Source organism: Amycolatopsis sp. NPDC051371, from assembly GCF_040682155.1.
GTDB lineage: Bacteria > Actinomycetota > Actinomycetes > Mycobacteriales > Pseudonocardiaceae > Amycolatopsis.
In genome coordinates this window covers 18,488-45,072 of sequence record NZ_JBFBAG010000059.1, presented here as the reverse complement: position 1 = coordinate 45,072, position 26,585 = coordinate 18,488, and the positions used below count along the sequence as shown (strand labels likewise).

The 26,585-nt window shown below is 71.3% G+C and carries 21 protein-coding genes; 11 read left to right on the top strand and 10 right to left on the bottom strand.

The window, feature by feature from the left end:
- Positions 1-2: 2 nt before the first annotated feature.
- From AB0M59_RS45975 to AB0M59_RS45955, 5 genes are read right to left on the bottom strand one after another with little or no spacing between them, the layout of a single operon-like run.
- Positions 3-4,664, bottom strand: a complete 4,662-nt coding sequence (locus tag AB0M59_RS45975) for a DEAD/DEAH box helicase (protein ID WP_364628316.1) — start codon at positions 4,662-4,664, stop codon at positions 3-5.
- Complete coding sequence (locus AB0M59_RS45970) at positions 4,645-5,445, bottom strand: DeoR/GlpR family DNA-binding transcription regulator (protein WP_364628314.1); 801 nt, start codon at positions 5,443-5,445, stop codon at positions 4,645-4,647. Before AB0M59_RS45970 ends, AB0M59_RS45975 begins: the two co-directional genes overlap by 20 nt.
- Positions 5,417-6,694 (bottom strand): MFS transporter, encoded by a 1,278-nt coding sequence (locus tag AB0M59_RS45965; protein WP_364628312.1) that lies wholly within the window; start codon positions 6,692-6,694, stop codon positions 5,417-5,419. Before AB0M59_RS45965 ends, AB0M59_RS45970 begins: the two co-directional genes overlap by 29 nt.
- The gene (gene pdxA, locus AB0M59_RS45960) at positions 6,691-7,719 is read right to left on the bottom strand and encodes a 4-hydroxythreonine-4-phosphate dehydrogenase PdxA (protein ID WP_364628310.1); all 1,029 of its coding nucleotides are present in this window, start codon (positions 7,717-7,719) and stop codon (positions 6,691-6,693) included. The genes AB0M59_RS45965 and pdxA overlap by 4 nt, the downstream gene beginning before the upstream one ends.
- Positions 7,716-8,966: a four-carbon acid sugar kinase family protein gene (locus AB0M59_RS45955; protein WP_364628308.1), complete on the bottom strand. Its 1,251-nt coding sequence runs from the start codon at positions 8,964-8,966 to the stop codon at positions 7,716-7,718. Before AB0M59_RS45955 ends, pdxA begins: the two co-directional genes overlap by 4 nt.
- A gap of 182 nt (positions 8,967-9,148) precedes the next feature.
- Here AB0M59_RS45955 and AB0M59_RS45950 point away from each other — a divergent pair, with 182 nt between their 5' ends.
- From AB0M59_RS45950 to AB0M59_RS45935, 4 genes are all read left to right on the top strand, one after another.
- Positions 9,149-10,993, top strand: coding sequence for an Hsp70 family protein (locus AB0M59_RS45950; RefSeq protein WP_364628306.1), 1,845 nt, complete (start codon positions 9,149-9,151; stop codon positions 10,991-10,993).
- A 175-nt stretch (positions 10,994-11,168) separates the two neighbouring features.
- A complete protein-coding gene (locus tag AB0M59_RS45945; RefSeq protein WP_364628304.1) occupies positions 11,169-11,363 on the top strand; it encodes a DUF3046 domain-containing protein in 195 nt (64 codons plus the stop codon).
- Positions 11,364-11,599: 236 nt separating this feature from the next.
- Positions 11,600-12,646: a recombinase RecA gene (gene recA, locus AB0M59_RS45940; RefSeq protein ID WP_364628302.1), complete on the top strand. Its 1,047-nt coding sequence runs from the start codon at positions 11,600-11,602 to the stop codon at positions 12,644-12,646.
- A gap of 106 nt (positions 12,647-12,752) precedes the next feature.
- Entirely contained in the window at positions 12,753-13,280 is a 528-nt protein-coding gene (locus AB0M59_RS45935) for a regulatory protein RecX (RefSeq protein ID WP_284741286.1), read from the top strand.
- A gap of 120 nt (positions 13,281-13,400) precedes the next feature.
- Here the strand turns inward: AB0M59_RS45935 and AB0M59_RS45930 are convergent, their stop codons facing one another.
- The 4 genes from AB0M59_RS45930 to edd form a co-directional block, all read right to left on the bottom strand.
- Positions 13,401-14,663 (bottom strand): MFS transporter, encoded by a 1,263-nt coding sequence (locus AB0M59_RS45930; RefSeq protein ID WP_364628300.1) that lies wholly within the window; start codon positions 14,661-14,663, stop codon positions 13,401-13,403.
- Positions 14,664-14,682: 19 nt separating this feature from the next.
- Entirely contained in the window at positions 14,683-16,653 is a 1,971-nt protein-coding gene (locus tag AB0M59_RS45925; protein WP_364628298.1) for a PEP/pyruvate-binding domain-containing protein, read from the bottom strand.
- Between the two features lie 213 nt (positions 16,654-16,866).
- The gene (gene eda / locus AB0M59_RS45920; RefSeq protein WP_364628297.1) at positions 16,867-17,472 is read right to left on the bottom strand and encodes a bifunctional 4-hydroxy-2-oxoglutarate aldolase/2-dehydro-3-deoxy-phosphogluconate aldolase; all 606 of its coding nucleotides are present in this window, start codon (positions 17,470-17,472) and stop codon (positions 16,867-16,869) included.
- Positions 17,469-19,355 (bottom strand): phosphogluconate dehydratase, encoded by a 1,887-nt coding sequence (gene edd, locus AB0M59_RS45915; protein ID WP_364628295.1) that lies wholly within the window; start codon positions 19,353-19,355, stop codon positions 17,469-17,471. Before edd ends, eda begins: the two co-directional genes overlap by 4 nt.
- Before the next feature lie 254 nt (positions 19,356-19,609).
- Between edd and AB0M59_RS45910 the strand changes: the two genes are divergently transcribed.
- Genes AB0M59_RS45910 through AB0M59_RS45880 form a run of 7 tightly spaced genes read left to right on the top strand, consistent with a single transcriptional unit; the run spans position 19,610 to position 25,689 of the window.
- On the top strand, positions 19,610-19,897 hold the full coding sequence (locus AB0M59_RS45910; RefSeq protein ID WP_364628293.1) for a hypothetical protein: 288 nt from the start codon (positions 19,610-19,612) through the stop codon (positions 19,895-19,897).
- Positions 19,894-20,718, top strand: coding sequence for a hypothetical protein (locus AB0M59_RS45905; RefSeq protein WP_364628292.1), 825 nt, complete (start codon positions 19,894-19,896; stop codon positions 20,716-20,718). The genes AB0M59_RS45910 and AB0M59_RS45905 overlap by 4 nt, the downstream gene beginning before the upstream one ends.
- Positions 20,719-20,778: 60 nt before the next feature.
- Positions 20,779-22,695 carry a fumarate reductase/succinate dehydrogenase flavoprotein subunit gene (locus AB0M59_RS45900; RefSeq protein WP_364628290.1) on the top strand — a complete coding sequence of 639 codons (1,917 nt, stop codon included), beginning with the start codon at positions 20,779-20,781 and terminating at the stop codon, positions 22,693-22,695.
- On the top strand, positions 22,692-23,444 hold the full coding sequence (locus AB0M59_RS45895) for a succinate dehydrogenase/fumarate reductase iron-sulfur subunit (RefSeq protein WP_364628288.1): 753 nt from the start codon (positions 22,692-22,694) through the stop codon (positions 23,442-23,444). The genes AB0M59_RS45900 and AB0M59_RS45895 overlap by 4 nt, the downstream gene beginning before the upstream one ends.
- Positions 23,441-24,031, top strand: coding sequence for a hypothetical protein (locus AB0M59_RS45890; RefSeq protein WP_364628286.1), 591 nt, complete (start codon positions 23,441-23,443; stop codon positions 24,029-24,031). Before AB0M59_RS45895 ends, AB0M59_RS45890 begins: the two co-directional genes overlap by 4 nt.
- A gap of 12 nt (positions 24,032-24,043) precedes the next feature.
- A complete protein-coding gene (locus AB0M59_RS45885; protein WP_364628284.1) occupies positions 24,044-24,568 on the top strand; it encodes a GNAT family N-acetyltransferase in 525 nt (174 codons plus the stop codon).
- Complete coding sequence (locus AB0M59_RS45880) at positions 24,565-25,689, top strand: amidohydrolase family protein (protein ID WP_364628282.1); 1,125 nt, start codon at positions 24,565-24,567, stop codon at positions 25,687-25,689. The genes AB0M59_RS45885 and AB0M59_RS45880 overlap by 4 nt, the downstream gene beginning before the upstream one ends.
- Here AB0M59_RS45880 and AB0M59_RS45875 read toward each other — a convergent pair.
- Positions 25,676-26,527 (bottom strand): helix-turn-helix transcriptional regulator, encoded by an 852-nt coding sequence (locus AB0M59_RS45875; RefSeq protein WP_364628281.1) that lies wholly within the window; start codon positions 26,525-26,527, stop codon positions 25,676-25,678. The two genes, AB0M59_RS45880 and AB0M59_RS45875, sit on opposite strands and share 14 nt — an antisense overlap.
- Positions 26,528-26,585 lie beyond the last annotated feature (58 nt).

Genomic DNA, 26,585 nt, shown 5'->3' with positions numbered 1-26,585 from the left:
GCTTAGGCCCGCAGCCGCAGCCCGGAAGGCGTGGCCCGGAAACCCGCCTCCCGCAGGACCTCCGCCAGCTCTGAGGTCAGGGCTTGCTCGCCGTCCGCGCGCTGGACCGCCAGCTGACCCAGCCAGCCCTCGCGAACCGCGGCCGACAGCGCCTGCGCCGCGTCGGACAGGGGTTGCCGTTCCTCGGTGAAGCTCAGCAGTGACCTGCCTCCTCGCTCGACGTACAGCGCCGGAACTCCGTCCACCAGCACTGCCAGCGCACCGGCCTTGCGGGCCGGACGGTGCTTCGTGTCGCCCGTCGCGGCCGGCCAGGGGAGCGCCGCGCCGTACGGCTGGGCCGGGTCCGCCGCCGCCAGCACCACCGCGCGGCCGGGCGCCGGGCGACCCGGGCCCGACAGCGCGCGCAGCCTGTCCACCGCGCCCTTCGCCGCGAATTGGGCCGCGCCCAGGCCCTCCACGACGTAGCCGCGGATCACCTGGCCGGTGTCTTCCATGCCGCGGAGCACCTTGTAAATCCCCGAAAACCCGCCCGTGACGCGTTCGGTGTCGAGCGCGCCGCGGGTCAGGACGCCGTGACGCTCCAGGAACGCCTCCGTCCGCGCGTGGGCGCGCCGGGTCGCGTCGGTTTCGCGGGTCGGCGTCAGCGCCCAGCGGCCGGCGACCGTCGGCGGCCCCGACCGCGACGGCATCTGCGGCCGCCCCGCCCGCAACCGCGCGTACCGGCCGCGGGGCGCCTGGCGCCGTGGCTTGTGCGCGCCGTGCCCGGCCACCTGGGCCCGCAGCGGCCCCAGCGTGTCGCCCGTGACCAGCCCGGCCCACACCAGGTCCCACAGCGCCGCCACGACTTCGGCGTCGTTCGGTGCCTTGTCCACCAGCACGCTCGCGCGGTCCACCAGCTGGCGGAAGAACAGCGCGCCACCCTCCAAAGTGGACACGATGGCGTCGTGCAGCGGGCCGGTCGGGATGTCCTCGACGACTTCCGGCAGCAGCAGGTCGGCGACGTCGGTGGGGGCGAGGGCGATCCAGCCGTCCCCGCCGGACAGCGCGCCGCAGCCCGCCCACGTGACCTCGCCCGCGGTCGTCAGCTCGTCCAGCAACGCGGGGGAGTAGCCCGGCAGCCGGCCGGGCAGGATCAGCGACTCCACCGCGCTCGCCGGCAACGGCGCTCCGGCGAGCTGCTCGACGACCGACAGCACGTCGTCCGCCGTCGGCGCCGCCCGGACGCGGCCGCCGAACCCGTGCCACGACGGCAGGAACCGGCCCAGCGCCGCCGGTTCGACCGGCTCCACCTCGGCCCGCAGCTTCGCCAGCGACGCCCGCCGCAGCCGCCGCAGCACCGCGGAATCGCAGTATTCGACACCTACTCCGTGCGTGTCCGGATGCCCGATGGGGCTCAGCTCGCCGCGTACCAGGCGGCCTTCCCCGGTCATCCGGTCGAGGACGCCGGTGACGACCGCCATGCCCAGGCCGAACCGGGCCGCCACGGCCGCCGCGGCGAACGGCCCCCGGCTGCGGGCGTAGCGGGACAGCAGGTCGCCGAGCGGGTCCGCGACCGGTTCGGTGAACGCCTCGGGCACGCCCACCGGCAGCGCGGTGCCCAGCGCGTCACGAACCCGGCCGGAGTCCTCGATCGCCAGGGACCGTTCCGTGCCGCCGATCCGCACCCGGATCGCTCGCCGTGCCGCCTCCAGCTCGGTGAGCCATTCGGCCTGGATCCCGCGCTCGGCCGCCTCCTCGACGGTCAGGTCGCCCAGGAACCGCAACAGGTCGGCGGCGTCCTCCGCCGAACGCGCGTGCCGGTCGGGCTCGAGCCGCTGCAGCGACCGCTCCACCTCGCGCACGGCTTCCGGGTCGAGCAGTTCGCGGATCGCTTCGGTGCCGAGGAGCTCGGCCAGCAGCGCCGAGTCCAGTGACAGCGCCGCCGCCCGCCGCTCGGCCAGCGGCGCGTCGGTCTCGTACAGGAACATCCCGACGTAGCCGAAGAGCAGGCTGCGCGCGAACGGCGACGCGGCCGGCGTCTCGACCTCCACCAGCCGGACCTTGCGGGCCCGGACGTCGGCCATCAGCTCACGCAGGCCGGCCACGTCGTAGACGTCCTGCAGGACCTCCCTCATCGCCTCCAGCACGACCGGGAAGCGCTCGTACTTCGACGCGACCGACAGCAGTTGTGACGCGCGTTGCCGTTGCTGCCACAGCGGGGTGCGGCGTCGGGGGTCCCGGCGCGGCAGCAGCAGCGACCGCGCCGCGCACTCCCGGAACCGCGCCGCGAACACGGCCGAGCCACCGACCTCCGCGACGATCAGCTGCTCGACCTCCTCGGGATCGAGCAGGATGTCGTCCGCGCCGATCGTGACGTCGCCGCCCTCGGCGTCGAGCGCGTCCGGCAGGCGCAGCACGATGCCGTCGTCGGAGTGCGCGACCTGCGCGTCCACCCCGCGGTTCTCCCGCAGCCGCGCGGCGATGGCCAGCGCCCACGGCGCGTTCACCTGCGCGCCGAACGGCGAGTGCACGATGATCCGCCAGTCGCCCAGCTCGTCGCGGTAGCGCTCCAGCAGGATGGTCCGGTCGTTCGGGACGTGCCGGGTCGCGGCCTTCTGCTCGGTCAGGTAGGCGAGCAGGTTGTCGCACGCCCGCTCGTCCAATCCCGCCGCGGTGGCTCGCGCGCGCGCCTTCTCGTCGTCCGATGTGGACAGTTCGCGGACGAACTTCCCCAGCGCCCGGCCGAGTTCCAGCGGACGGCCCGGCGCGTCGCCCTTCCAGAACGGCATCCGCGCCGGTTCGCCCGGCGCGGGCACCACGATGACCCGGTCGTGCGTGATGTCGGTGATCCGCCACGACGACGTGCCGAGCAGGATGGTGTCGCCGACGCGCGACTCGTACACCATCTCCTCGTCGAACTCGCCGACGCGGGAACCGGGTTTGTCGTCCCCGCCCGGTGTCATCACGGTGAACAGGCCGCGGTCGGGGATCGTGCCGCCGGAGGTGACGGCCAGCCGCTGCGAGCCGGGCCGCCCGCGCAGCTCGCCGGCGATGCGGTCCCAGGTGATCCGGGCCCGCAGCTCGCCGAACTCCTCGCTGGGGTACCGGCCGGCGAGCATGTCGAGCACCGCGTGCAGTGCGTCGTCGGGCAGCGAGGCGAACGGCGCCGCCCGCCGCACGAGCGTCGCGAGGTCCGTGACCGTCCACGGCTCCAGCGCCACCATCGCGACCACGTGCTGCGCCAGGACGTCCAGGGGGTTGCGCGGGTAGCGGACCGCCTCGATGGCGCCGGTCGCCATGCGTTCGGCGACCACCGCGCAGGAGACGAGGTCGCCGCGGAACTTGGGGAACATCACGCCGGTCGACACCGCACCGACCTGGTGCCCGGCCCGGCCGACGCGCTGCAGCCCGGACGCCACCGTCGGCGGCGCCTCGATCTGCACCACCAGGTCGACCGCGCCCATGTCGATGCCCAGCTCCAGCGACGACGTCGCCACCACGCACGGCAGCCGCCCGGACTTGAGGTCTTCCTCGACGTGCGTGCGCTGCTCCCGCGACATCGACCCGTGGTGCGCCCGGGCGATCACCGCCGGCGCGCCGGTGCTCACCCCGGACTGGCCCACGGCTTCGGCGGGGAACGTGTCCTCCGGCGTCAGCTCCGTCTGCTCGGCGGCCAGCTCGTTGAGCCGAGCCGTCATTCGCTCGGTGAGCCGGCGCGAGTTGGCGAACACGATGGTCGAGCGGTGGGACTGGATCAGGCTCAGCACCCGCTCCTCGACCGCCGGCCAGATCGACGGCCGCTGCACCGGGTTGCCGGCGATCTCCTCCAGCGTGCCCAGGCCGCCCGGCGCGATGTCGCCCGGCGGGAACGCCTCGGTCAGCGACTCCAGCTCGTCGAGCGGGCTCGGCGCGGGGCCGCCGCGAGGGGCGTCGAGGTTGCTCATGTCCTCCACCGGGACCTCGACGCGCACCTCGATGGTCTTCGCCAGCTTCGGCTGGACCACCCGCACCGGACGGCCGCCGGCAAGGAACGCGCTCACCTCGTCGACCGGGCGGACCGTCGCCGACAGGCCGATCCGCTGCGCCGGCTTCGGCAGCAGGGAGTCCAGCCGCTCCAGCGACAGCGCGAGGTGCGCCCCGCGCTTGCCGCCGGCGACCGCGTGCACCTCGTCGACGATCACGGTCTCGACACCGCGCAGCGACTCTCGCGCCGAAGACGTGAGGATCAGGAACAGCGACTCCGGCGTGGTCACCAGGACGTCCGGCGGGGTCTTGCCGAACGAGCGGCGCTCCGCCGCGGTGGTGTCGCCGGTGCGCATGCCGACCTCGATCTCCGGCACGGGGAGCCCGAGCCGCCGCGAAGCTTGCGAGATGCCGGCGAGCGGCGCGCGCAGGTTCCGCTGGACGTCGACGGCGAGCGCCTTCAGCGGGGAGACGTAGAGGATCCGGCAGCGTTTCGTGGCCTCCGCCGGCGGCGGTTCCACCGACAGCCGGTCCAGCGCCCAGAGGAACGCGGACAGTGTCTTGCCGGAGCCAGTTGGTGCGACGACGAGGGCGTGCTCGCCCGCGTGCGCCGCCCGCCAGGCGCCTTCCTGCGCCGCGGTGGGCGCGGCGAAGGCCCCCGCGAACCAGTCCCGGGTCGCGGGGGAGAAGAGGTCGAGCGCGTCAGCTGCCACGTCGTCCATGATGCGCGGCACCACCGACAGTTTCCGGCGAGCCGGCCAGGATCACGCTCTCGGCGAACTGCGGATACATCACGTCGACCTTCGGCTCGTCGGTGACGAGCCGGTATTCGCGGTCGAGCGGCGCCCAGTACGAAAAAGGCGCCTGGCCCAGCTTGGAGTGGTCGGCCAGCACGTACGCCTCGCCGCCCGCGTGCAGCATCGCGTGCTTGACCACCGACTGCTCGAGTGAGGGACAGCACAGCCCTCGCTCGGCCACCAGGCCGTCGGCACCCAAGAACACCCGGTCGGGTGAGATGTGCCGCAGCTGCGCCAGCACGGTCTCGCCGAGGATCGCTTCGTTGGGGTGCCGCAGCCGGCCGCCGAGCACGATCAGGTCGATCCCGGCGAAGCCGGCGAGCTCGCGGATGGCGTTGACGCCGTTCGTGACCACGGTCAGCCCCTCGCGGTGGGCGAGGTGCCGGGCCAGCCTGCCGGTGGTCGTGCCCGCGTCGAGCAGCACGACCTCGCCGTCGCGCACCAGCGCGGCGGCTTCCCGGGCGATGGCGTCCTTCGCCGCCGCGTGCTCGCGGTCCTTCTCGTGCGGGCTGCGTTCGGTGTCGAGTGCGCCGCCGTAGGTGCGGACGACGTGCCCGGCCCCGGCGAGCGAGGCGAGGTCTCGGCGGATCGTCGACTCCGAGACGCCGAACTCCTCGGCCAGTTCCGCGATGCCGCCGGAGCCGTCGCGGACGGCCTCCAGGAGCATCGCGCGCCGGTCACGGGTTCCTGGTCGCGGCTGGGACATGCGCCAAGCCTTCCACAGGGACGGGTTTCAGCCCGAAGAACGCCAGCCCGGCGGCCACGGCGAGGAACGCGGCCAGTACCACGAACCCGGTGGTCGCGCTGCCGGTGACGTCGGTGAGCCAGCCGACCAGGTAGGGCCCGGCGAACCCGCCGAGGTTGCCCAGCGCGTTGATCAGGCCCATCGCCACGGCGACGACCTCGATGCCGAGGAGCCGGCTGGGGATGGCCCAGAACGGCCCGTACGGCATGTAGACGCCGGTCGCGACGACGCAGAGCAGCACCAGCTGCACCGCCGCCGGCCAGTGCACGAGGTTGCCGAGCAGCAGCCCGGCGATGGCGACGACCAGCGGCACCGCGACGGCGAGCCGCCGGTTGCCGGTCCGGTCCGACCAGTGCGCGCACGCGACCATCCCGGCCAGCGCGAGGACGTACGGCACGGCCGACAGGAACCCGACGGAGGTCGCCGAACCCCCGGTCATCGTCTTCACCACCGATGGCAGCCAGAGCGAAAAGCCGTAGAACCCGGTGATCCAGAAGAAGTAGATGCCGATCAGCAGCAGCACCTGCCGGTTCGCCAGCGCTTGCCGGTAGCCCTGCTTCGCGAATGCCGGCTTCGCCTCTTCTTCGGCCTTCAGGGTGGTCTCGAGGTACTCGCGTTCCTCGGCGGAGATCCAGCGGGCCTTGGCCGGCCGGTCGGCCACCGCGAACCACCAGACGACCGCCCACAGCAGCGGCGGGACGCCCTGGATCACGAACACCCAGCGCCAGGACATGTGGTCGAGCATCAGCCCGGACAGCGGGGACATGACGATCGCCGAGATCGGCAGGCACGTCATCCACAGCGCGTTCGCCCGGGCTCGTTCGGCCTGCGGGAACCAGGACGCCAGCAGGATCAGCACCGCCGGCCACACACCGCCCTCGAACAGCCCGAGCAGCAGCCGGGCCAGGTGCAGCTGGGTTTCGTTCCGCACCAGGCCGCAGAGCACCGCCGCGAAGGACCACGCGATCATCAGCAGCAGCACCGTCTTGCGCGCGCTCCACTTCGCCGCCAGCACCGCCGCCGGGATCTGCAGCACCAGGTAGCCGATGAAGAAGATGCCGCTCGCCAGCCCCTTGGCGCTGGCCGACAGCGGGAAGTCGTCGCCGATGTAGGGCAGGATCACCGCGACGTTCGTGCGGTCGAGGTAGGCCAGCATGTACATGACCACCGCGACCGGGATGACGTACGCCCAGCGCTTGCGGGGGATCACCGGACGCCCGGTGGGTAGATGGCGGGCAGCTTCCGCGCGTACGGCGCCAGGGTGGCCGCGGCCTTGAACGCCGCGCGCATCGTGCCGTGCGACGCCCGGCCGGTGCCGGCGATGTCGAACGCCGTGCCGTGGTCGACCGACGTGCGCAGGATCGGCAGGCCGACCGTTACCGACACCGTGCCGTCGAAGTCGTACGTCTTCGACGCGATGTGCCCCTGGTCGTGGTAGAGCGAGAGCACGCCGTCGAACCGGCCCTGGATCCCTTGGTGGAACACGGAATCCGCCGGGATCGGGCCGACCACGTCGAGCCCGGCGGCCCGCGCGGCGGCGACCGCCGGGGCGATCGCGACGATCTCCTCGTCGCCGAACTTGCCGTTCTCCCCGCCGTGCGGGTTCAGCGCCGCCACGGCGAGTCTCGGTTTCTCGGTGCCGAACACCTCGAGTGCGGTGTAGGCCTCGCGGATCGCGTGCTCGATGTTCTCCCGCGTGATCTGGTCGATCGCCTCGCGCAGCGAAAGGTGCCGGGTGGCGAAGAAGATCTTCAGCCCGGACACCCAGAACATCGTGTTGAACCGGGTGGAGCCGGTCAGCTCGCCGAGCATCTCGGTGTGCCCGAGGTGCTGGGAACCCGCCGCCCAGATCGCCTCCTTGTTGATCGGCGCGGTCACGACCGCGTCGACCTCGCCGGCCAGCGCGAGCCGGGTGGCCACCTCGATCGCGCCCACGGCGGCGGCGCCCGCGGTCGCGTTGACCTCGCCCCACGGCAGGTCTTCCCGGACCACGCCGAGGTTGAGGATGTCGATCACGCCGGTGGTGAAGCGCGCGTCGGCGACCGTGGCGATCGGGTTGACCTCCAGGTGCAGTCCGAGGTGCCGGACCAGGCGCTCGAGCACGATCGCGTCGCCCACCGCCACCCCGCGTGCCATTTGGAGGGCTTCGGGCTCGGCGAGCGTCTTGAGGGTGATCTCGGGGCCGATGCCCACGGGGTCGCCGAGGGTGACGGCGAGGATGGGGAGGTCGCTCACGGGTTCTTCCTTCCGGTGGCCAGCACGTGGTTCAGGTGTTCCAGGCAGGCGACCGCGGCATCGCGCCCGCCGATCAGCCCGCCTTTGGTGGCGAAGGGCAGCCCGGTGTGCGGGCCGCCGGAGAGCCGCCCGGCGACCGCCAGGGGCAGCACTTCGGTGTCGATCTCGAAGCCCTCGGCCCCGAGTGCCTTCGTGACTTCGACGGCGATGTCGCCGCCGGTGGCGTACAGCCCGCCGATCCGGTGCGCGCCGAGGACCAGCCGGGCCGCTTCGCCGAGCGCCGGCGGGATCCGCGCCGCGACCGCCGGGTCGACCGGCGCGCCCGGGGCGGGTGCCCGGGTCCGGATGCCGACCACGCGGTGCCCGGCGTCGAGCAGTTCTCCCGCCGCGGCGGCGATCGACGGCGGGTCGGGGTGTTCCGGGTCGACGTCGACGTACCGCGCGTCCAGCACCAGCTCGGTTTCCAGTACCTGGTCACGGGTCTGCCCGGTGATGCTGCCGACCACGGAAAGGACCGGCGGGACGGTGCCGTGGCCGGGTGCGAGGCCCAGCGCGGCGGCCAGCCGGACGCCGAACGGCCCGGAGTCCACCGAGATCCATCGCGTGCCCTCGGCCGCCAGCCGGGCCGCGGCCTTGGCGACGGTGGTGAGGTGCCGGTTCGTGGTGGCGTCGCAGACGACGATCCCGGCGGAGCACCGCAGCGCCGTCTCGACCGCGTCCGCGCCCTCCTCGACGACGTCCAGCGGCAGCTCGGCGATCTCCCGCTCGGTGGGCTGCAGGAGGGTGCGGATCCGCGACGTCTTCACAGGCGCCAGCGGATCGCGTGCCGCGGGGCTTTCGGCCAGGGGCACGCCGTCGACCAGGTGCAGGCCGCCGAGGGTGACCCGCCCGGCGTCCGGGAACGCGGGTACGACCAGGGCCCGGGCGCCCGGCGCCGCAGCCAAGACGGCCTCGGTCTCCACGCCGACGTTGCCGCGCAGCGTCGTGTCCACGCGCTTCACGGTCAGTTCGACCGGCCCGGCCAGCTCGATCACGGTCCGCACCGCCTGCGCGGCGTGTGGCGGCGAGGCGTGGCGGGTACCCAGGTTGACCACCAGCGCGTCGATCCCGCTTTCCGCGCGGAAGCAGGGCGCGTCCGGTTCGAGCGGCGCGTTGACGGAAACCGCGCGCAGCCCGAAACGGGCGTACAGCGCTCCGGTCGCGTTGCTGCCGGTCAGGTCGTCCCCGAGGACGAGCAACTTCGGCATCGAACGCTCCCTTCTGCGCGATCCGTGCAACTCGAATGATCGAACTGCGCAACTATCGTGCACCGTGATCACCGCCGAAGTCAAGGAGCGGTGACTTTCGCGGGTCCGCACGCACGGTGACCGCGCGCATGGCAGCATCACGGCGACGCCGTCGAGGCGTGTTTTTCGTGAAGGGGAGTGCAGTGCGGATCCTGTCGGTGGACCTCGGGACGTCCAACACCGTCGCCGTCCTTTCGGCGCACGGCATGCCGCCCCGGGTCGTCGAGGTGGACGGCTCGGCCAACATGCCGTCCGCGGTGTTCGCCACCGAAGACGGCACGATCATGGTCGGCCGCGACGCCGAGCGCCGCGCCCGCCTCGACCCGACGCGCTTCGAGCCGAACCCCAAGCGCCGCATCGACGAGCAGACCCTGCTGCTCGGCACCGACGTCGTCCCGGTGACCGACGCGCTGGCCGCCATCCTGCGCCGCGTGCTCGAAGAAACCTCCCGCCAGCTCGGCGGCGAGCAGCCCGACGAGGTCCGGCTGACCCACCCCGCGCAGTGGGGCCAGACCCGCCGCAACGTCCTGATGGCGGCCGCCCGGCTCGCCGGGATGGGCCGGAACATCCTGCTGGTGCCCGAACCCGTCGCCGCGGCGGCGCACTTCGCGTCGTTCCCCGGCAAGTCGCTGGCGCCCGGCCAGGCGCTCGCGGTCTACGACCTCGGGGCGGGCACCTTCGACGTCGCCGTCGTCGGCGCCACGCAGAACGGCTTCACCGTGCTCGCCGAAGACGGCCTGCCCGACCTCGGCGGCCTCGACGTCGACCAGGCGCTGATGGTGCACGTCGGGCGCGAGGTCTCGCACTCCGACCCGCAGCGCTGGCAGCGGCTGCTGCGGCCCGAGTCCACGGGCGACCGGCGCACCCGGCGCGCGCTGCAGGAGGACGTCAAAGCGGCCAAGGAGGCGCTGTCGCGGCACCCGCAGACCGAGGTGCCGATGCCCGAGCCGTTCAAGGACGTCCTCGTCACGCGCGGCGAGCTGGAAGGCCTGGTCCGGCCGGCGATGCTGCGCAGCGTCGAACTGCTTGCGCGGACGCTGCGCTCGTCCGGGCTGACCCCGGACCGGCTGGCCGGCATCTACCTCGTCGGCGGGTCGAGCCGGCTGCCGCTGGTCGGCGCGATGATCGCGGAGAAGCTCGGTGTCGTGCCGGGCAGCCTCGACCAGCCGGAGACCGCCGTCGCGCTCGGTGCCCAGCACGTCGCCCGGGACGGGCTGGGCATGCGCACCCAGAACGTCGAGGGTGCGGTGGCCGCGGGCGCCCCGCACCGCCCGCAGTACGCGCCGACGGCACCCCCGCCGCAGTACCCCGGCTACGCGCCGTCGAACTTCCCGCCCAGCGGCCCGCAGCCGGTTCCGTCGAACTTTCCCGCGTACTCGCCCGCGCCGGAGCGGGCCGAGCCCCAGCCCGGCGGGAAGAAGAAGCTGCTCATCGGCATCGCGGTCGCGGTCGTCGTGGTGCTCGCGGCCGGGCTGACCTACTTCCTGACGTCGTCGTCCTCGACGGTCACCTACACCGCCGACCAGTGCAAGACGCCCGGTCAAGCCGACGACAAGGGCCTCACGGGCTGCCTGCGCCAGCTCGCCGGGAAGATCGCCGACACCGGCGACTGCAAGCCGGGCATGGGCAACGGCCCGGCGGCACCGGCGGAGAGCCTCGGGGTGGCCTCGACCTGCTCGGCGCCAGGTCGCGCGGGCACGCAGGTGACCTACGTCCAAGGCAGCAGCGCCGACACGCTCAAGCAGTACACCGACGGCCTGCTCAGTTCGGCGGGCGGCGACCGCACCGAGGCCGACTGGGGCGGCAACGGGCTCAAGGGCCACTACTCGTCGGCCGCGGGCAAGACGGCGGCGGTGCTCGTGTTCACGGTGTCGGACCGGCCGCTGGTGGGGTTCATCTACCAGCTGAACTCGAGCGACCAGGCCCAGGCGACCACGCCGGACACCCTCGCCGACTACTTCGAGGCGAGCGTTCAGCCGGGCGGGTAGGCACTGGGGCGGCCGGACGTCATGAACGACTCGTTCATGTCATCGGCCGAGGTGAACGAGTCGTTCACGGCACCGTGGCGGCACGACCGGCACGCCGATGCCGCAGGTTCCGGCGAGCGTCCGGCCGGGCGGGTAGCGAACGGACCGTTCGCGCCGTCCGGATAGAGTGGGTTCGATGCGGATCACGGTTTTCCGGCGGCTGATGGCCGAGGAGTTCGGCCCCGGACGGGCCCAGGTGCTGTCCAGGGACCACGTGCTCAGCGCGCTCGGCGGCCGCACGGTGGACCAGGCGCTGACCGCGGGAATCCCGGCCAAGGAGGTCTGGCGCGAGGTCTGCGACGCCTTCGACGTTCCGCGTGAACGGCGCTGACCTGGGCGGATACGTACAGGTCCTGACCCGGGCGGGCGAAAATCATAGCGCAAGGGTGTGTCGCTGCCGACCTCGAACAGGTGTTCGTCTAGGGTGTTGTCCACATCGGGTCCAGCGATCCACAGATTGGGCGCCGCGCCTGGAATTGTCGGTCCCCGCCGCTAGCGTCGGACCGGACAGCTGAAGAACAGACACAGAGAGCCCTCGACGGGCTCGGACCAGCGAGGTGGACTTCCATGCCTGCAGCACCCGACAAGGACAAGGCGCTCGAGCTCGCGCTCGCGCAGATCGACAAGCAGTACGGCAAGGGCTCGGTCATGCGGCTCGGCCAGGACGGCCGCGCGCCCGTCGCCGTGATCCCGACCGGCGCGATCGCCCTCGACGTCGCGCTCGGCATCGGCGGGCTGCCCCGCGGCCGGGTCATCGAGGTCTACGGCCCGGAGTCCTCCGGTAAGACCACGGTCGCCCTGCACGCGGTGGCGAACGCACAGCGCAACGGCGGCATCGCGGCGTTCATCGACGCGGAGCACGCGCTGGATCCCGACTACGCCAAGAAGCTCGGCGTGGACACCGACGCGCTGCTCGTCTCCCAGCCGGACACCGGTGAGCAGGCGCTGGAGATCGCGGACATGCTGATCCGCTCCGGCGCGCTCGACATCCTGGTCATCGACTCCGTGGCCGCGCTCGTGCCGCGCGCCGAGATCGAGGGCGAGATGGGCGACTCGCACGTCGGCCTCCAGGCCCGCCTGATGAGCCAGGCGCTGCGCAAGATCACCGGTGCGATGAACAACTCCGGCACCACCGCGATCTTCATCAACCAGCTGCGCGAGAAGATCGGCGTCATGTTCGGCTCCCCGGAGACCACGACCGGTGGTAAGGCGTTGAAGTTCTACGCCTCGATCCGGCTCGACGTGCGCCGCATCGAGACGCTCAAGGACGGCGGTGAGCCGGTCGGCAACCGCACCCGTGTCAAGGTCGTGAAGAACAAGATGGCACCGCCCTTCAAGCAGGCCGAGTTCGACATCCTGTACGGCCAGGGCATCTCCCGCGAGGGTTCGCTCATCGACATGGGTGTCGACCAGGCGATCCTGCGCAAGTCCGGCGCTTGGTACACCTACGAGGGCGACCAGCTCGGCCAGGGCAAGGAGAACGCGCGGAAGTTCCTGCGCGACAACCCGGACATCGCCAACGAGATCGAGAAGCGGATCAAGGAGAAGCTGGGCATCGGTGCGCAGGTCGACGCCGAGGCCGTCGAAGCCGTGCCGGCGCCGGTCGACTTCTGATCGTGTCTCCCGGGGGTCGACCCCCGGCGTGGTCGCGTTGTGTGGTGAGCGCGGCTTTGGGCTTGTGAAGAACGAGGAGTGATCGAGGGTGGCGAGGGCGCCGAAGATCCCGCCGGCCGAGCTGCCTCCCGAGGAGCGGTACAAGAAGGCCAAGGAGATCTGTTACGACCTCCTGGCCGTGCGTGCGCGCACTCAGGAGGAGCTCCGGCAGGCGTTGCACCGCAAGGGGTTCGACGAGGAGACCAGCGAAACCCTGCTCGGCAAGCTCGACCGGGCGGGGTTGGTGAACGACGCGGAGTTCGCCGAGCTGTGGGTGAAGTCCCGGCACGAGACCCAGGGGCTGTCCCGCACCGCGCTGCTGGCCGAGCTGCGGCGCAAGGGCGTCGACGACGAGGTCGCGGCGCAGGCGGCGGGTGAAGTCGACCGCGAGTCCGAAGAGCAGATGGCCAGGGAACTGGTCCGCAAGCGCCTCGGGTCGCTGGGCAACGTCGACGAGCAGACGGCGCTGCGACGGCTGCTCGGCTTCCTGGCCCGCAAGGGCTACCCGCAGGGGCTGGCGTACACGGTGATCAAGGAGGAACTCCGCGAATACGGCGCGGAGTCCACCCTCCTCGACGACGCCTACATCGACTGACGGCGCCCGGCGCGCGGGAAAGCGCGCCGGGCCGGACGGTCGTGGCCGGGAATCGGCGGACCCGGCTCGGACCGTGGCGGCCAGGCCGGTCGTGGCCACCGCCGGCGCTCGTTCGGCGTGTCACACCGTGGTGGCCGGTACTGCCTCTCGTTCGACCGGCCGACGCCGGTCCGAGCGGTGCTTGCGGACGGCCAGCAACAGCACCGCGAGCAACCCCATCACCACGCACGTGACGACCGCCGACAGCACCAGGAACTCGTTCAGCTGCCCGGCCGCCAGGTACGCGCCCAGAGCCACTGCCACCAGGGCGCACACCGCGCGGTCCACAATGGACTCCATGGACAGGAGTGTCGCGCGGTAGCGGGAGTCCGGGATGGAGTCGTTCAACAGCTGCTTCTGCACCGGGAACGAAATTCCCGTCGCCACCGCGAAGACGCACAAGACGACCACCGTCGCGAAGGAGCCCACGAACACTACGACGCCGAGGCAGAGCGCCATCACGATCGTCAGCGTGAACACCGACCCCACCGGGCCGATCGCGCGGCGGAGCCGGTGCGGGCGGGCCGCGCCCAGGGCTTCGAAGACCGTCATCGCGGCCAGCACCGCGCCGTACCAGTTCACCGACAGCGTCTTCGACTCCAGGATCGGCTGGAACAGGTTCACCTGGCAGATGCGGACCAGCGTGAACATCGCGATGCCCTGCACCATCAGCAGCATCAGCCACCGCGACGAGCGCAGCGCCGACAGCGCGCCGCCGACTCCGGCGAGCAGCGAGGCCGTCTTGCCACGCACACGACGGCCGCCCGGGATCGCCGGGAGCTTCAAGGCGAACAAGAGCGCGACACCCGCGTTGATCGCCGTCAGCCAGTACGGGGATGGGAGGTTCCACGCCATCAGCAGGCCGATCACCGGCCAGTACACGATCTTGCCGACCAGGCTGAACGCGCGGCCGACGCCTTCGACCCGCAGGTAGTGTTCCCCCGAGCCGTGCGCGTGCAGGTACTCGTACAGATACGCGCTCTGCGCGCCGGACACCAGCGAGCGTGCCAGCGCGATCAGGATGAAGTGCAGCAGGAACCCCGTGTACGAGCCGAGGAACACCGGGACCAGGTTCGCCGCGACGAGCACGCCGGCGCCCGCCGCCAGTGAGGTGCGGTAGTCGAACCGGTCGGCGATCATCCCGGTCGGGATCTCCAGCAGGCAGAACACGATGTAGTAGATGCTCTGGATGCCGAAGATCTCGCCGTCGGACAGTCCGACGAGCTTCTGGTACTGGTAGAAGATCGGCACCCACAGCAGCAGGCCGAAGAAGAACTGGAACCCGTAAGTCAGCCGCACCGCGCGGCGGACGGCGGGGTTCGCGGGCAGGCGAAGGCCCAGCATGGTCGTGTCTCCCGGAAACTCAAACAGAATAAGGACGCAGCTGCACGAGGTGGAGGTGGTCGCCGTCGGCGAGCCACTCGACATCCACCGGCGAGTCGAACGTGTAGTCGGGCGAGAAGTGGCCCTGCAGCAGGCGGCCGGCGATCGCGAGCCGCTGCAGCTGGTCGTGGGCCCGCGAGTCGAGGTCCTCGGTGGCGTCGCCGAGCGATACGGTGCGGCCGCCGCCCTCGACCGTCGAGTACAGGTACTGCATGGGCAGAGCCGAACCGTCGACGACATCGGTCACGCGCGGCGACACGTTGACGTACACCGTGCGGAAGTCCGCGCGGTTCATCGGGTTCGTCGTCACCAGCACGCCGCCGAAGTCGGCCGCGACCTGCTCCTGGATCACCACGCCCATGTAGCACTCGTCGAGCGAGATCCCGGCCTGCCGCCGCAGCCGGACGCTGCGCACCGACACCAGCGACGCCCAGACTTCCTTGACGCTGGCGAAGATCCGCTCGGCCGTGGTGACGTGGTTGAGCGACTCGTAGATCCCGGCCGCCGAGAACCCGGCCAGGTCTTCGGCGTTCGACGAGCTGCGCACGACGAACGTCCGCACACCGGCCAGCTGCGACACCAGTGCGGAGTCGATCTCCCCGGCCAGCGCGCCCGGCATCCGGGCCGACCGGATCAGGCCCTGCAGCTCGACGCAGAGCGGCTCGATCTCCCGTGCGTCCAGCTCCAGGGCCATCTTCAGCTTGCCGATGGCCTGCTGGATCCGCGGCGACGACTCCAGGAACCGCCGCTGCAGCGAGAACGGCAGCGCGATGCCGCGGGGCACGCGGACGTGGTCGTCGAGCAGCCGACGGGCGGCCGCGGCGAGGTCGGAACCCGAGGCGGGGACGTCCAGCAGCCGGGCCAGGTACGGCAGCAGGTTCTCCCGCGGCGGCCGCGGCACCTGGTAGAAGCCGAGCAGGCGCTGCGAACCGTGCGCCAGCACGTGGTGCAGCTCGCCGAGGTTGGCCGCCTTGGTGCCGTAGCGGTACCGGTCGGCCGCCCGCAGCCGCGCGAGGTTCACGATCGGGCTGCGCTCGGACTCCGGTTCCTCCAGCGTGACGCGCTGGGCGTACCAGCTCGGCGGCGCCGCCGTGGCCGGCTCGTCGATCTCCCGCAGCGTCAGCGCCTGGGCGTCCACCGTGTACTCGACCCACTTGCCGTCGAGCCCGCGGCGCTCGATGTCGGCCAGCGCGCCGAGCTGGACGGCGTTCGGGATCTGCCAGCCGGTGGCGAGGACGTTGGTGTGCGACAACGGTGTCGTGTGCCGGGCGTTGACGATGCCCGACAGCCGCGGGATGTCGTCGGGCACGCGGTCCATCACGATGATGTCCGACCAGTCCAGCGTGGCGGCCCGGTACTCGGCCTCGGTGCGGAACGCACGCAGCCGGCCCGTGGCCGTGCCGGGGTGCAGCGCGACGAACGGCGCCGTCGAGAACAGTTCGTGCGCGAACACGCGGGGCAGTTCGCTCGACGGGATCTCCCGGACGATCCGCTCCTGCAGCTGGTTGGCCGGCTTGAACAGCAGCGGCAGCGCCGGGTCGACGTACCGCGCGACGAACGCGTGGAACTCCCGGATCAGCGCGGCCGGCATGGTGTCGACCTCGACCGTCTCCAGCGAAAGCATCTGCGGGTGCAGCGCGACGATGCCGAGCAGGAACCGGCGGTCCGGCGCGTGGTAGAAGTCCTGGTTGTAGGAGTCGATCTCGGCGCGCACGCGTTCTTCGGGGACGCCGAGGATCTCTTCGCCGATATAGATCGCGTGAAAGGAATGGCGCGCGTCGTTCAGGAAGTGGATGACCGAGTTTTCGCGGTCCACCACGACCTTGACGAAGGAATAGCCGCCGAGGGTGCCGCCCAGCTGGTGGAGGGCGGACAGGGAAAGACGTTCGCCGACGAGTGCGGCGACGTTCTCGGGGGCTGGACTGGGGGCGACCACGCTGGTCAGGGACACCGGTTCTCCTCGCTCGAAACAGCGAGGGGGAACGATAACAGGGGGTGAATCACCGACCGTGGCGCAAATGCCCCGATGACTGGCACAAACGGGCGAACGCATGACCGCCGCCACACCCGTTAGGAGCACCGTTCCACCGCGTGGGAACGGTGCTCCCGGAATCCGGACGCGAATTCCGCCGTTCGGGTCCGGAATCCCGCGGGGTGATCTCGGCTACAGCTTCGCGGCTTCGGCGGCCAGCTTCTCGATTTTCGCGAAATCGAGCGAGGACGTCAGCCACGAGCCGCCGATGCAGCCGACGTTCGGCAGCGCCAGGTACGAGGGTGCCGAAGCCACCGTGATCCCGCCGGTCGGGCAGAACTTCAACGACGGCAACGGGCCCGCGATCGACTTCAGGTACGCGACGCCGCCGGACGCTTCGGCCGGGAAGAACTTCAGCGCCGAAAGCCCGCGTTCGGCCAGCCGCATCGCCTCGGACACGGTGCTCGCGCCGGGGAGGAACGGCAGCCCGGTCTCGACGCACGCGTCGACGACTGCGTCGGTGCAGCCGGGCGTCACGAGGAACTTCGCGCCCGCGTCCGCCGCCTGCTTCGCGTGGTCCGCCGCGGTGACGGTGCCGGCGCCGATGACGATGTCCGGCACCTCGGTGGCGACGCGCTCGATCGCCGACAACGCAGCCGCAGTACGCAGGGTCAGCTCGATGACCCCGATCCCGCCGGCGAGCAGGGCCCGGGCGACCGGCACTGCGTCGGCGGCGTCGTCGATCACCACGACGGGCATCACGGGGGACAGCTCGAGCAGGTCCTGACCGGTGGTCACTGACCGACCTCCTGGGTTGCGAAAACGGGCGTTCCGAAGTGTTCCGGCGTCAAGCCGCCGAACACGGAAGCGCCCTGGTCGGCGGGGCCGACCGCACGGCGCAACGCGGCGAACAGCTCTCGGCCGGTGCCGGTCCAGGATGCTTCGGACGGCGGTCCGTCCACAAGCTCACGGCGGGCGAGTTCTTCGTCACCGACCAGCACGTCGAGGCTGCCCGTGGAGGCGTCGAGCCGGATGACGTCGCCGTCGGCGATCCGCGCGATCGGGCCGCCCGCCGCGGCTTCCGGTGTCACCTGGATGGCGGCCGGGATCTTGCCCGACGCGCCCGACATCCGGCCGTCGGTGAGCAACGCCACGGCGTGCCCGCGGTCCATCAGCACGCCCAGCGCCGGGGTGAGGCCGTGCAGCTCCGGCATGCCGTTGGCCTGCGGACCCTGCTGCCGGATCACCACGACGACGTCGCGGTCCAGCTCGCCGGCCTCGAACGCGGCCGTGAACGCCTCCTGGGTGGTGAACACCCGCGCCGGCGCCTGGACGACCCGGTGCTCGGGCGCCACCGCGGACACCTTGACCACCGCGCGCCCGAGGTTGCCCTCGACCATCCGCAGCCCGCCGTCGGCGGCGAACGGGCGCCACGCCGGGCGCAGCACCTCTTCGTCGAGGCTGCGGGTGGGCACGTCGCGCCAGACCAGCTCGCCGTCGGACAGGATCGGCTCGGCCCGGTAGTGGTGCAGCCCGAAGCCGGCCACCGTGTGCACGTCCTCGTGCAGCAGCCCGGCGTCGAGCAGCGTGCCGACGAGGAACTGGATGCCGCCGGCGGCGTGGAAGTGGTTGATGTCGGCGCTGCCGTTCGGGTACACCCGCGCCAGCAGCGGCACGACGGCCGAGAGGTCGGAGAAGTCGTCCCAGGTCAGCTGGATGCCCGCGGCCGCGGCGATCGCGACCAGGTGCATCGTGTGGTTGGTCGAGCCGCCGGTGGCGAGCAGCGCGACGACGCCGTTGACGAACGCCTTCTCGTCGAGGATCCGCGAGACCGGCGTGTACTCCTCGCCGCGCGAGATCGCGACGATCCGGCGGCCCGCCTCTTCGGTCAGCGCCTGACGCAGTGCCGAGCCGGGCTGGACGAAGCTGGCACCGGGCAGGTGCAGGCCCATCACCTCGACGACCATCTGGTTGGAGTTGGCCGTGCCGTAGAAGGTGCAGGTGCCGGCCGAGTGGTACGACGCCGCTTCGGCGTCGAGCAGGTCTTCGCGGGTCGCGAGGCCCTCGGCGTACAGCTGGCGGACGCGCGCCTTCTCCTTGTTCGGCAGGCCGGAGTTCATCGGCCCGGCCGGGATGAGCACGGCCGGCAGGTGCCCGAACGACAACGCGCCGATCAGCAGGCCGGGCACGATCTTGTCGCAGACGCCCAGCAGCAGGGCCGCGTCGAACATGTCGTGCGACAGCGCGATCGCCGTCGACATCGCGATGACCTCACGGCTGAACAAGGACAGTTCCATGCCCGCGCGACCCTGGGTGATGCCGTCGCACATGGCCGGGACGCCGCCGGCGAACTGGGCGACACCCCCGGCGGAGCGCACGGACTTCTTCAGCCAGGCCGGGTACTCCTGCATCGGCTGGTGCGCCGAGAGCATGTCGTTGTAGGACGAGACGATCGCGACGCCGGGAGCGCGCGCGGCCCGCAGCGCCTCCTTGTCGACGCCGTCCATGGCGGCGAAGCCGTGGGCGAGGTTGCTGCACGCGAGACCGCGGCGGACCGGGCCTTCGGCGTGCGCGGCGGCCATGCGGCCGAGGTACGCGGTGCGGGTCGGGGCACTGCGCGCGGCGATGCGGGCGGTGACTTCGGCGACGACCGGGTGCGGCGTGGTGGGAGTGGGGCTCATGTCCGGCTCCGGATCACTGGTGTGTGGTGGTCCGCGGGACGGCAGCGCTGACGCCTCTGGGTCGTGACACTGGCCACAGTACCTCGGGAAAACGCCGAATCAAAATCGATTCAGAAGATCCACCCGCGTGACCCCGATCACCCAGGGAACCGTTAGTGTGCTAGTTGTCACACTGCACGACGCGTGGCAAAGCCGTACGGCGAGCGATCGTCCGGCCGGCTCCCTGCCAGCCCCACCACCACCCGGGAGGAATGATGTCCACCTCCGAGATCGCCGAGCTGCGGCGAACCATCGGCCAGCTCCGGCAGTGCGTCGGCGCACTGCGCTCTCGTTACGGCGACGCTTCGGCGGTCCGCCGGCTCGCCAACGACGTGGAGCGCCTCGACATCGACACCGCGGACCTCGACGGCACGCCGCTCGCGGTGCCGGCGCAGGCGAAGTCCGCCGAGCGGGTGCAAGTGCCCGACACGCCGTACGACCCCGCGCTGTGGCACGGCGCGGACGACGAAGGCGTCGGCGGCTACAAGCGCGACCAGCGGTGAGCGCTCCGGCTGACAACGGCGTCGGCACCGGTGTCCGGGCCCCCAAGCGGGCCCGGATCGCCGAGCGCACCCTCCGGACGGACCGGTGGTGGCTCCAGCCGCTGCTGACCGTGCTCGGGCTGTCCGCGTTCATCATCTACGCGACGGTCCGGTCGTTCGTGCGCACCGCGTACTGGGTGTCCGACTACCACTACCTGACGCCGTTCTACTCACCCTGCCTGTCCACGTCCTGCGTCGAGGGCTCGAGCCACTTCGGACACTGGTTCGGCGACCTGCCGGGGTTCATCCCGCTCGGGTTCGTCGTGCTGCCGTTCCTCCTCGGGTTCCGCCTGACGTGCTACTACTACCGCAAGGCCTACTACCGGGCCGTGTGGTTCTCCCCGCCCGCCTGCGCGGTCGCCGAACCGCACGCGAAGTACACCGGCGAGACGCGGCTGCCGCTCATCATCCAGAACGTCCACCGCTACTTCTTCTACGTCGCGCTGGTCGTCTCGCTGGTCAACACCTACGACGCGATCACGGCGTTCCACGGGAAGACCGGCGGTTTCGGGTTCGGGCTGGGCAACCTCATCCTGCTCGCGAACGTGATCCTGCTCTGGGCGTACACGCTCTCCTGCCACTCGTGCCGGCACGTGACCGGGGGCAGGCTGAAGCACTTCTCCAAGCACCCCGTGCGGTACTGGATCTGGACGCAGGTCACGAAGCTCAACACCCGCCACATGGCGCTGGCCTGGACGACGCTCGGCACGCTGGTGCTGACCGACTTCTACGTCATGCTCGTGGCCAGCGGTGCCATCACGGACCTGAGATTCGTGAACTAGCGCATCCCCCGACAGCGCTCCCTAAAACTGACGTCCCCAGTTCCGAGGTGGAATTCTTTTATGACCGAGGTCGAACGCCACAGCTACGACGTGGTGGTGATCGGTGCCGGTGGCGCTGGTCTGCGCGCCGTGATCGAAGCCCGCGAGCGTGGTTTCCGCGTGGCCGTCGTGTGCAAATCCCTGTTCGGCAAGGCGCACACGGTGATGGCCGAGGGCGGGTGCGCTGCCTCGATGGGCAACGCGAACTCGAACGACAACTGGCAGGTCCACTTCCGCGACACCATGCGCGGCGGGAAGTTCCTGAACAACTGGCGGATGGCCGAGCTGCACGCCAAGGAGGCGCCCGACCGCGTCTGGGAGCTGGAGACCTACGGCGCGCTGTTCGACCGCACCGCCGACGGCCGGATCAGCCAGCGCAACTTCGGCGGGCACACGTACCCGCGGCTGGCGCACGTCGGTGACCGCACCGGGCTCGAGCTCATCCGCACGATGCAGCAGAAGATCGTATCGCTGCAGCAGGAGGACTTCGCCGAGACCGGGGACTACGAGGCCAAGATCAAGGTCTTCGCCGAGTGCACGGTCACCGAGCTGCTCACCACCGACGGGAAGATCGCCGGCGCGTTCGGCTACTGGCGCGAGAGCGGCCGGTTCATCCTGTTCGAGGCACCCGCGGTCGTGCTCGCCACCGGCGGCATCGGCAAGTCGTTCAAGGTGACGTCGAACTCGTGGGAGTACACCGGGGACGGCCACGCGCTGGCCATGCGGGCGGGCGCGAACCTGATCAACATGGAGTTCGTCCAGTTCCACCCGACCGGGATGGTCTGGCCGCCGAGCGTCAAGGGCATCCTCGTCACCGAGGGCGTTCGCGGTGACGGCGGCGTGCTCAAGAACTCCGACGGCAAGCGGTTCATGTTCGAGTACGTGCCCGAGGTCTTCAAGGGCCAGTACGCCGAAAGCGAAGAGGAAGCCGACCGCTGGTACGCCGACGCGGACAACAACCGGCGCACGCCGGACCTGCTGCCCCGCGACGAAGTGGCCCGCGCGATCAACTCCGAGGTCAAGGAGGGGCGCGGCTCGCCGCACGGCGGCGTCTTCCTCGACATCGCCAGCCGGCTGCCGACCGAGGAGATCAAGAAGCGACTGCCGTCGATGTACCACCAGTTCAAGGAGCTGGCGGACGTCGACATCACGGCGGAGCCGATGGAGGTCGGCCCGACCTGCCACTACGTCATGGGCGGCATCGAGGTCGACCCGGACACGGCCGCGGCGAGCGTGCCCGGCCTGTTCGCGGCCGGCGAGTGCTCGGGCGGCATGCACGGGTCCAACCGGCTCGGCGGCAACTCGCTGTCCGACCTGCTGGTGTTCGGCCGCCGCGCGGGACTCGGCGCGGCCGAGTACGTGCTCGGCCTGGCCGACCGGCCCGCGGTCGAGCAGTCCGATGTGGACGCCGCGGCCAAGATGGCGCTCGCGCCGTTCGACCCGCCCGAGGGCACCACGGCCGAGAACCCGTACACCCTGCACACCGAGCTGCAGCAGTCGATGAACGACCTGGTCGGCATCATCCGCAAGGCCGGTGAAATCGAGCAGGCCCTGACGAAGCTGGCCGAGCTGCGGCAGCGGATCCTGCGCGTCACGGTGGAGGGACACCGGCAGTTCAACCCGGGCTGGCACCTCGCGATCGACCTGCGCAACATGCTGATGGTCAGCGAGTGCGTCGCGAAGGCCGCGCTGACGCGGACCGAGAGCCGCGGCGGGCACACGCGGGACGACTTCCCGGGCATGGACGCCGAGTGGCGCCACAAGCTGCTGGTGTGCGCGGCCTCGGAGGGCGACAACCCGGTCGTCCCGGACGTCGGCGTCACGGTGAAGGAGCAGGTGCCGCTGCGGCAGGACCTGCTGGAGCTGTTCGAGTTCGGCGAGCTCGGGAAGTACTACACCGACGACGAGCTCGAGGCGCACCCCGGGAGCAAGGCATGAGTTACAAGGCGAGTTTCCGGGTCTGGCGCGGCGACGACACGGGCGGCGAGCTGCAGGACTTCACGGTGGAGGTGAACGAGGGCGAGGTCGTCCTCGACATCATCCACCGGCTGCAGGCCACCCAGGCGTCGGACCTCGCGGTGCGGTGGAACTGCAAGGCGGGCAAGTGCGGCTCGTGCTCGGCGGAGATCAACGGCAAGCCGCGCCTGCTGTGCATGACGCGGATGTCGACGTTCACCGAGGAAGAGGTGATCACGGTGACGCCGATGCGGACGTTCCCGGTGATCCGCGACCTCGTCACCGACGTGTCGTTCAACTACACGAAGGCGCGGGAGATCCCGTCGTTCACCCCGCCCGCGGACCTCAAGCCCGGTGACTACCGGATGCAGCAGGTGGACGTCGAGCGGTCGCAGGAGTTCCGCAAGTGCATCGAGTGCTTCCTGTGCCAGAACACCTGCCACGTGGTGCGCGACCACGAGGAGAACAAGGAGTCCTTCGCCGGGCCGCGGTACCTGATGCGCATCGCCGAGCTGGAGATGCACCCGCTCGACGTCGCGGACCGGCGTGACGCGGCGCAGGACGAGCACGGCCTCGGCTACTGCAACATCACCAAGTGCTGCAGTGAGGTCTGCCCGGAAGGCATCCACATCACCGACAACGCGCTGATCCCGATGAAGGAGCGCGTCGCCGACCGCAAGTACGACCCGATCGTGTGGCTGGGCAACAAGCTCTTCCGCCGGGACAAGTGACACTGTCCCGTTCGACGCTCGCGAACCGCGTGTCGGCCGCCCTCGAGGCGGCGGTCGCCGGTTCGCGAGCGTCGTTACGGGGTTCGCTCGCGCGCGGAACCGCGGACGCTTTCAGCGACATCGACGTCGATTGGCGGGTTCCTTCGGCCGCGTTCCCGGACTGTCTCGACGTCGCGCCGGTGCTGTCGGCGGTCTGGCCGGTGGCGGCGGTGCGGTTCTCGCCGGACTTCCTGCATTCGCCGGTGCAGCGGCTGGTCTTCGTCCGCTTCGAGGGCGTGCCGCTGTTCTGGCGGCTCGACCTCGACGTCCGCACGGAGGCGGCCGACGATCGGCCCGTTCCGGCGGCCGAGGGCGAGTGGTCGCGTCCGGCCAGTGCGCTGGCCAACGCGCTCGGCGCGGTGAAGGCTGTGGCACGCGGGCGGTTCGATGACGCGCGGGGCCTGCTGGACCGGGGCTTCGAGCGGATCGGCTCTTCCGACCGGGCGACCGGCGAGTGGGCGGCGGACATCGCGCGGCTGGCCTCGGCCTGCTCGCGTGGCGAGCCGGAGCTGGCCGGGCTCGCGGCGGAGATCGTCGCCCTGGCGTGACAAGGTGGGGGCATGGAGATCGAGCTGCTGCCGCCGTCCGCCGGTCCTGCCGTGATCGCGCGGATCACCGCTCTCGTCAACCAGGTCTACGCCGAGTCCGAGAAGGGGCTCTGGCTCGGCAGCACCGACCGGACGTCCGCCGACGAGGTGGCCGGATTCGTGCGGGCCGGGGAGATCGCCGTCGCCCGGGTCGATGGTGACTTCGCCGGCTCGGTGCGCATCCAGCGGCTCGACGACACCACCGGCGAGTTCGGCATGCTCGCGGCCGACCCGGCGCGGCGCGGGCTCGGCATCGGGCGGGAGCTCGTGACGTTCGCCGAGCGGGCGAGCCGGGACGCGGGCTGCCGCGAGATGCAGCTGGAGCTGCTCGTTCCGCGCGAGTGGACGCATCCGGCGAAGCAGTTCCTCGCCGAGTGGTACGACCGGCTCGGCTACCGCGTGACACACCGCGCCGACCTCGCCGAGGACTACCCGCACCTCGCGCCGTCACTGGCCACGCCGTGCGATTTCCTCATCTACCGCAAGGAACTCGCGTGACGTTGCTCGCCGGCGCGCACGTGTTCGATCCCGAGACCGGCGAGACGACCCGCGCGGACGTCCGGCTCGACGGCTCCCGGATCGCCGAGGTCGGGCCGGACCTCGACGGCGACCAGCGCGTCGACTGTTCCGGCGGGCTGCTGATCCCCGGCCTCATCGACTGTCACGTGCACGTCGCGTTCCGGCGGCCCGAGTCCCTGCCGCGCAGCGCGCGCATCCTCGAGGCCGTGCCGGTGCTGCGCCGCTTGCTGGCGCGCGGGATCACCACCGTGCGGGACGCCTGGGGTGCCGACGCCGGGTTCAAGCACGCGCTGCGCGAAGGCTGGATCACCGGGCCGGAACTGCTGGTCAGCCTGCGTCAGCTGGGGCCGACCGGCGGGCTCGGCGACCCGTGGGACCCGGCTGCGGGCGCCGTCGACAACTACGGCGACCCGTCGCTGCCGGACCCGCTGTTCGACGGGCCGGACGCCGCCCGTGCGGCCGTCCGCCGGATGGTGCGCGCGGACGCCGACTGGATCAAGGTCGGCGCGAGCGGGTCGATGCGGGCGGTCCGCGCGGGCGTGGACGTCCGCCCGACCGACGACGAGCTCGCCGCTGTCGTCGGCGAGGCCCGCCGCTGCGGCCGCGACGTGCTGGCCCACGCGCACTCCTCGGCGGCGGTGGTGTCGGCGGCCCGCGCCGGGGCGCGCAGCATCGAGCACGGCACGTTCCTCGACGACGACGCCGTCACGGCCCTGGCGGACGCCTGGTACGTGCCGACGCTGTCGCCGATGAGCGACACCGAGTTCGCCGGCACGCACCGGCGTTCGCTGCGCCTCGCCGTGGAGGCGGGCGTCCGGATCGCCGCGGGGTCCGACCTCGCCCCGCGTCCCCATGTCGACTTGACGACCGAGCTGCGGCTGCTCGCCGCGGTCCTCGGCGACGCGGCGGCCCTGAAGGCCGCCACGTCCGAGGCCGCTCGCCTGCTCCGGCTCGACGACGACCGCGGCCGCGTCGAGCCGGGCCTGCGCGCGGACCTCGTGCTGCTCGACGGCACGGACCTGGACGTGACCGACCTGCCCGGCCGCGTCCGCGCCGTCTGGCACGACGGGGAACGGGTCAGTGCACTCACGTCGCCATGAGATCGAACTCCTCGGCCAGCCGGACCAGGAACTCCCGGGACTCCCGTTCGGACAGGGCAGCTTGCTCCAGACGTGTGCGTAGGACGTAGAAGGCTTCGACCGCCACGCGTTCGTCGATGAACAAGCCGGCGGCGAAGGTCTCTTCGTAGGCCACCGGGGGATGTTCGGCGAACTCGAGGATCGTGAACCGGCTGCCGACCAGGTGGTACGGCGGCGCGGAAGCGGGGACGACGCGGATGGTGCAGTGCGGGAGGTTGGTCGCCAGCACCAGGTACTGCAGCTGTTCGTGCATCAGCGCGGGGTCGCGTAGGATCGATCGCAGCGTGTGCTCGTAGACGAAGTAGAGGCACTGCGGTGGGTTCCGCCGCTGCAGCAGCTGCTGCCGGTCGATCCTCGCCTGGACGAGCAGCTGCAGCCGGTCCGTGGTGTACCGCCCGGACATCTCGTGGACGGTGCGGACGTAGTCCTCGGTCTGGAGCATGCCGGGCAGGGCCATCGGGCTGTTCGAGATCACCGCGGTCGCCAGGTTCTCCTGGACGATGAGGGACTTCATCGGGTCGACGAGCTCGTCGAAGTACGGCCGCACCCAGTACAGCTCGCTGGGTGGCCGGGTCAGGTGCAGCAGCCGGTCGCGTTCCGAAGCCTCGGTTCCGCAGTGCGCGAGGTAGATCGCCGCGTCGATCGGCGAGATCCGGCGACCGTTCTCCCAGCCCGACACCTTCGACGCCGACCAGTGCGCGCGCCGGGCGACTTCGCGCAACGACATCTGTCTCGCCTCGCGCTGGGTCTTCAACTCGGCACCCATCTCCCGGGTGCGCACCGTGCTCTTTTCGGTCATGCCCGCACGGTAAAGGCAAGCACCGACAAAATGTCTCGTGCCGCGCAGGGGTTCACCG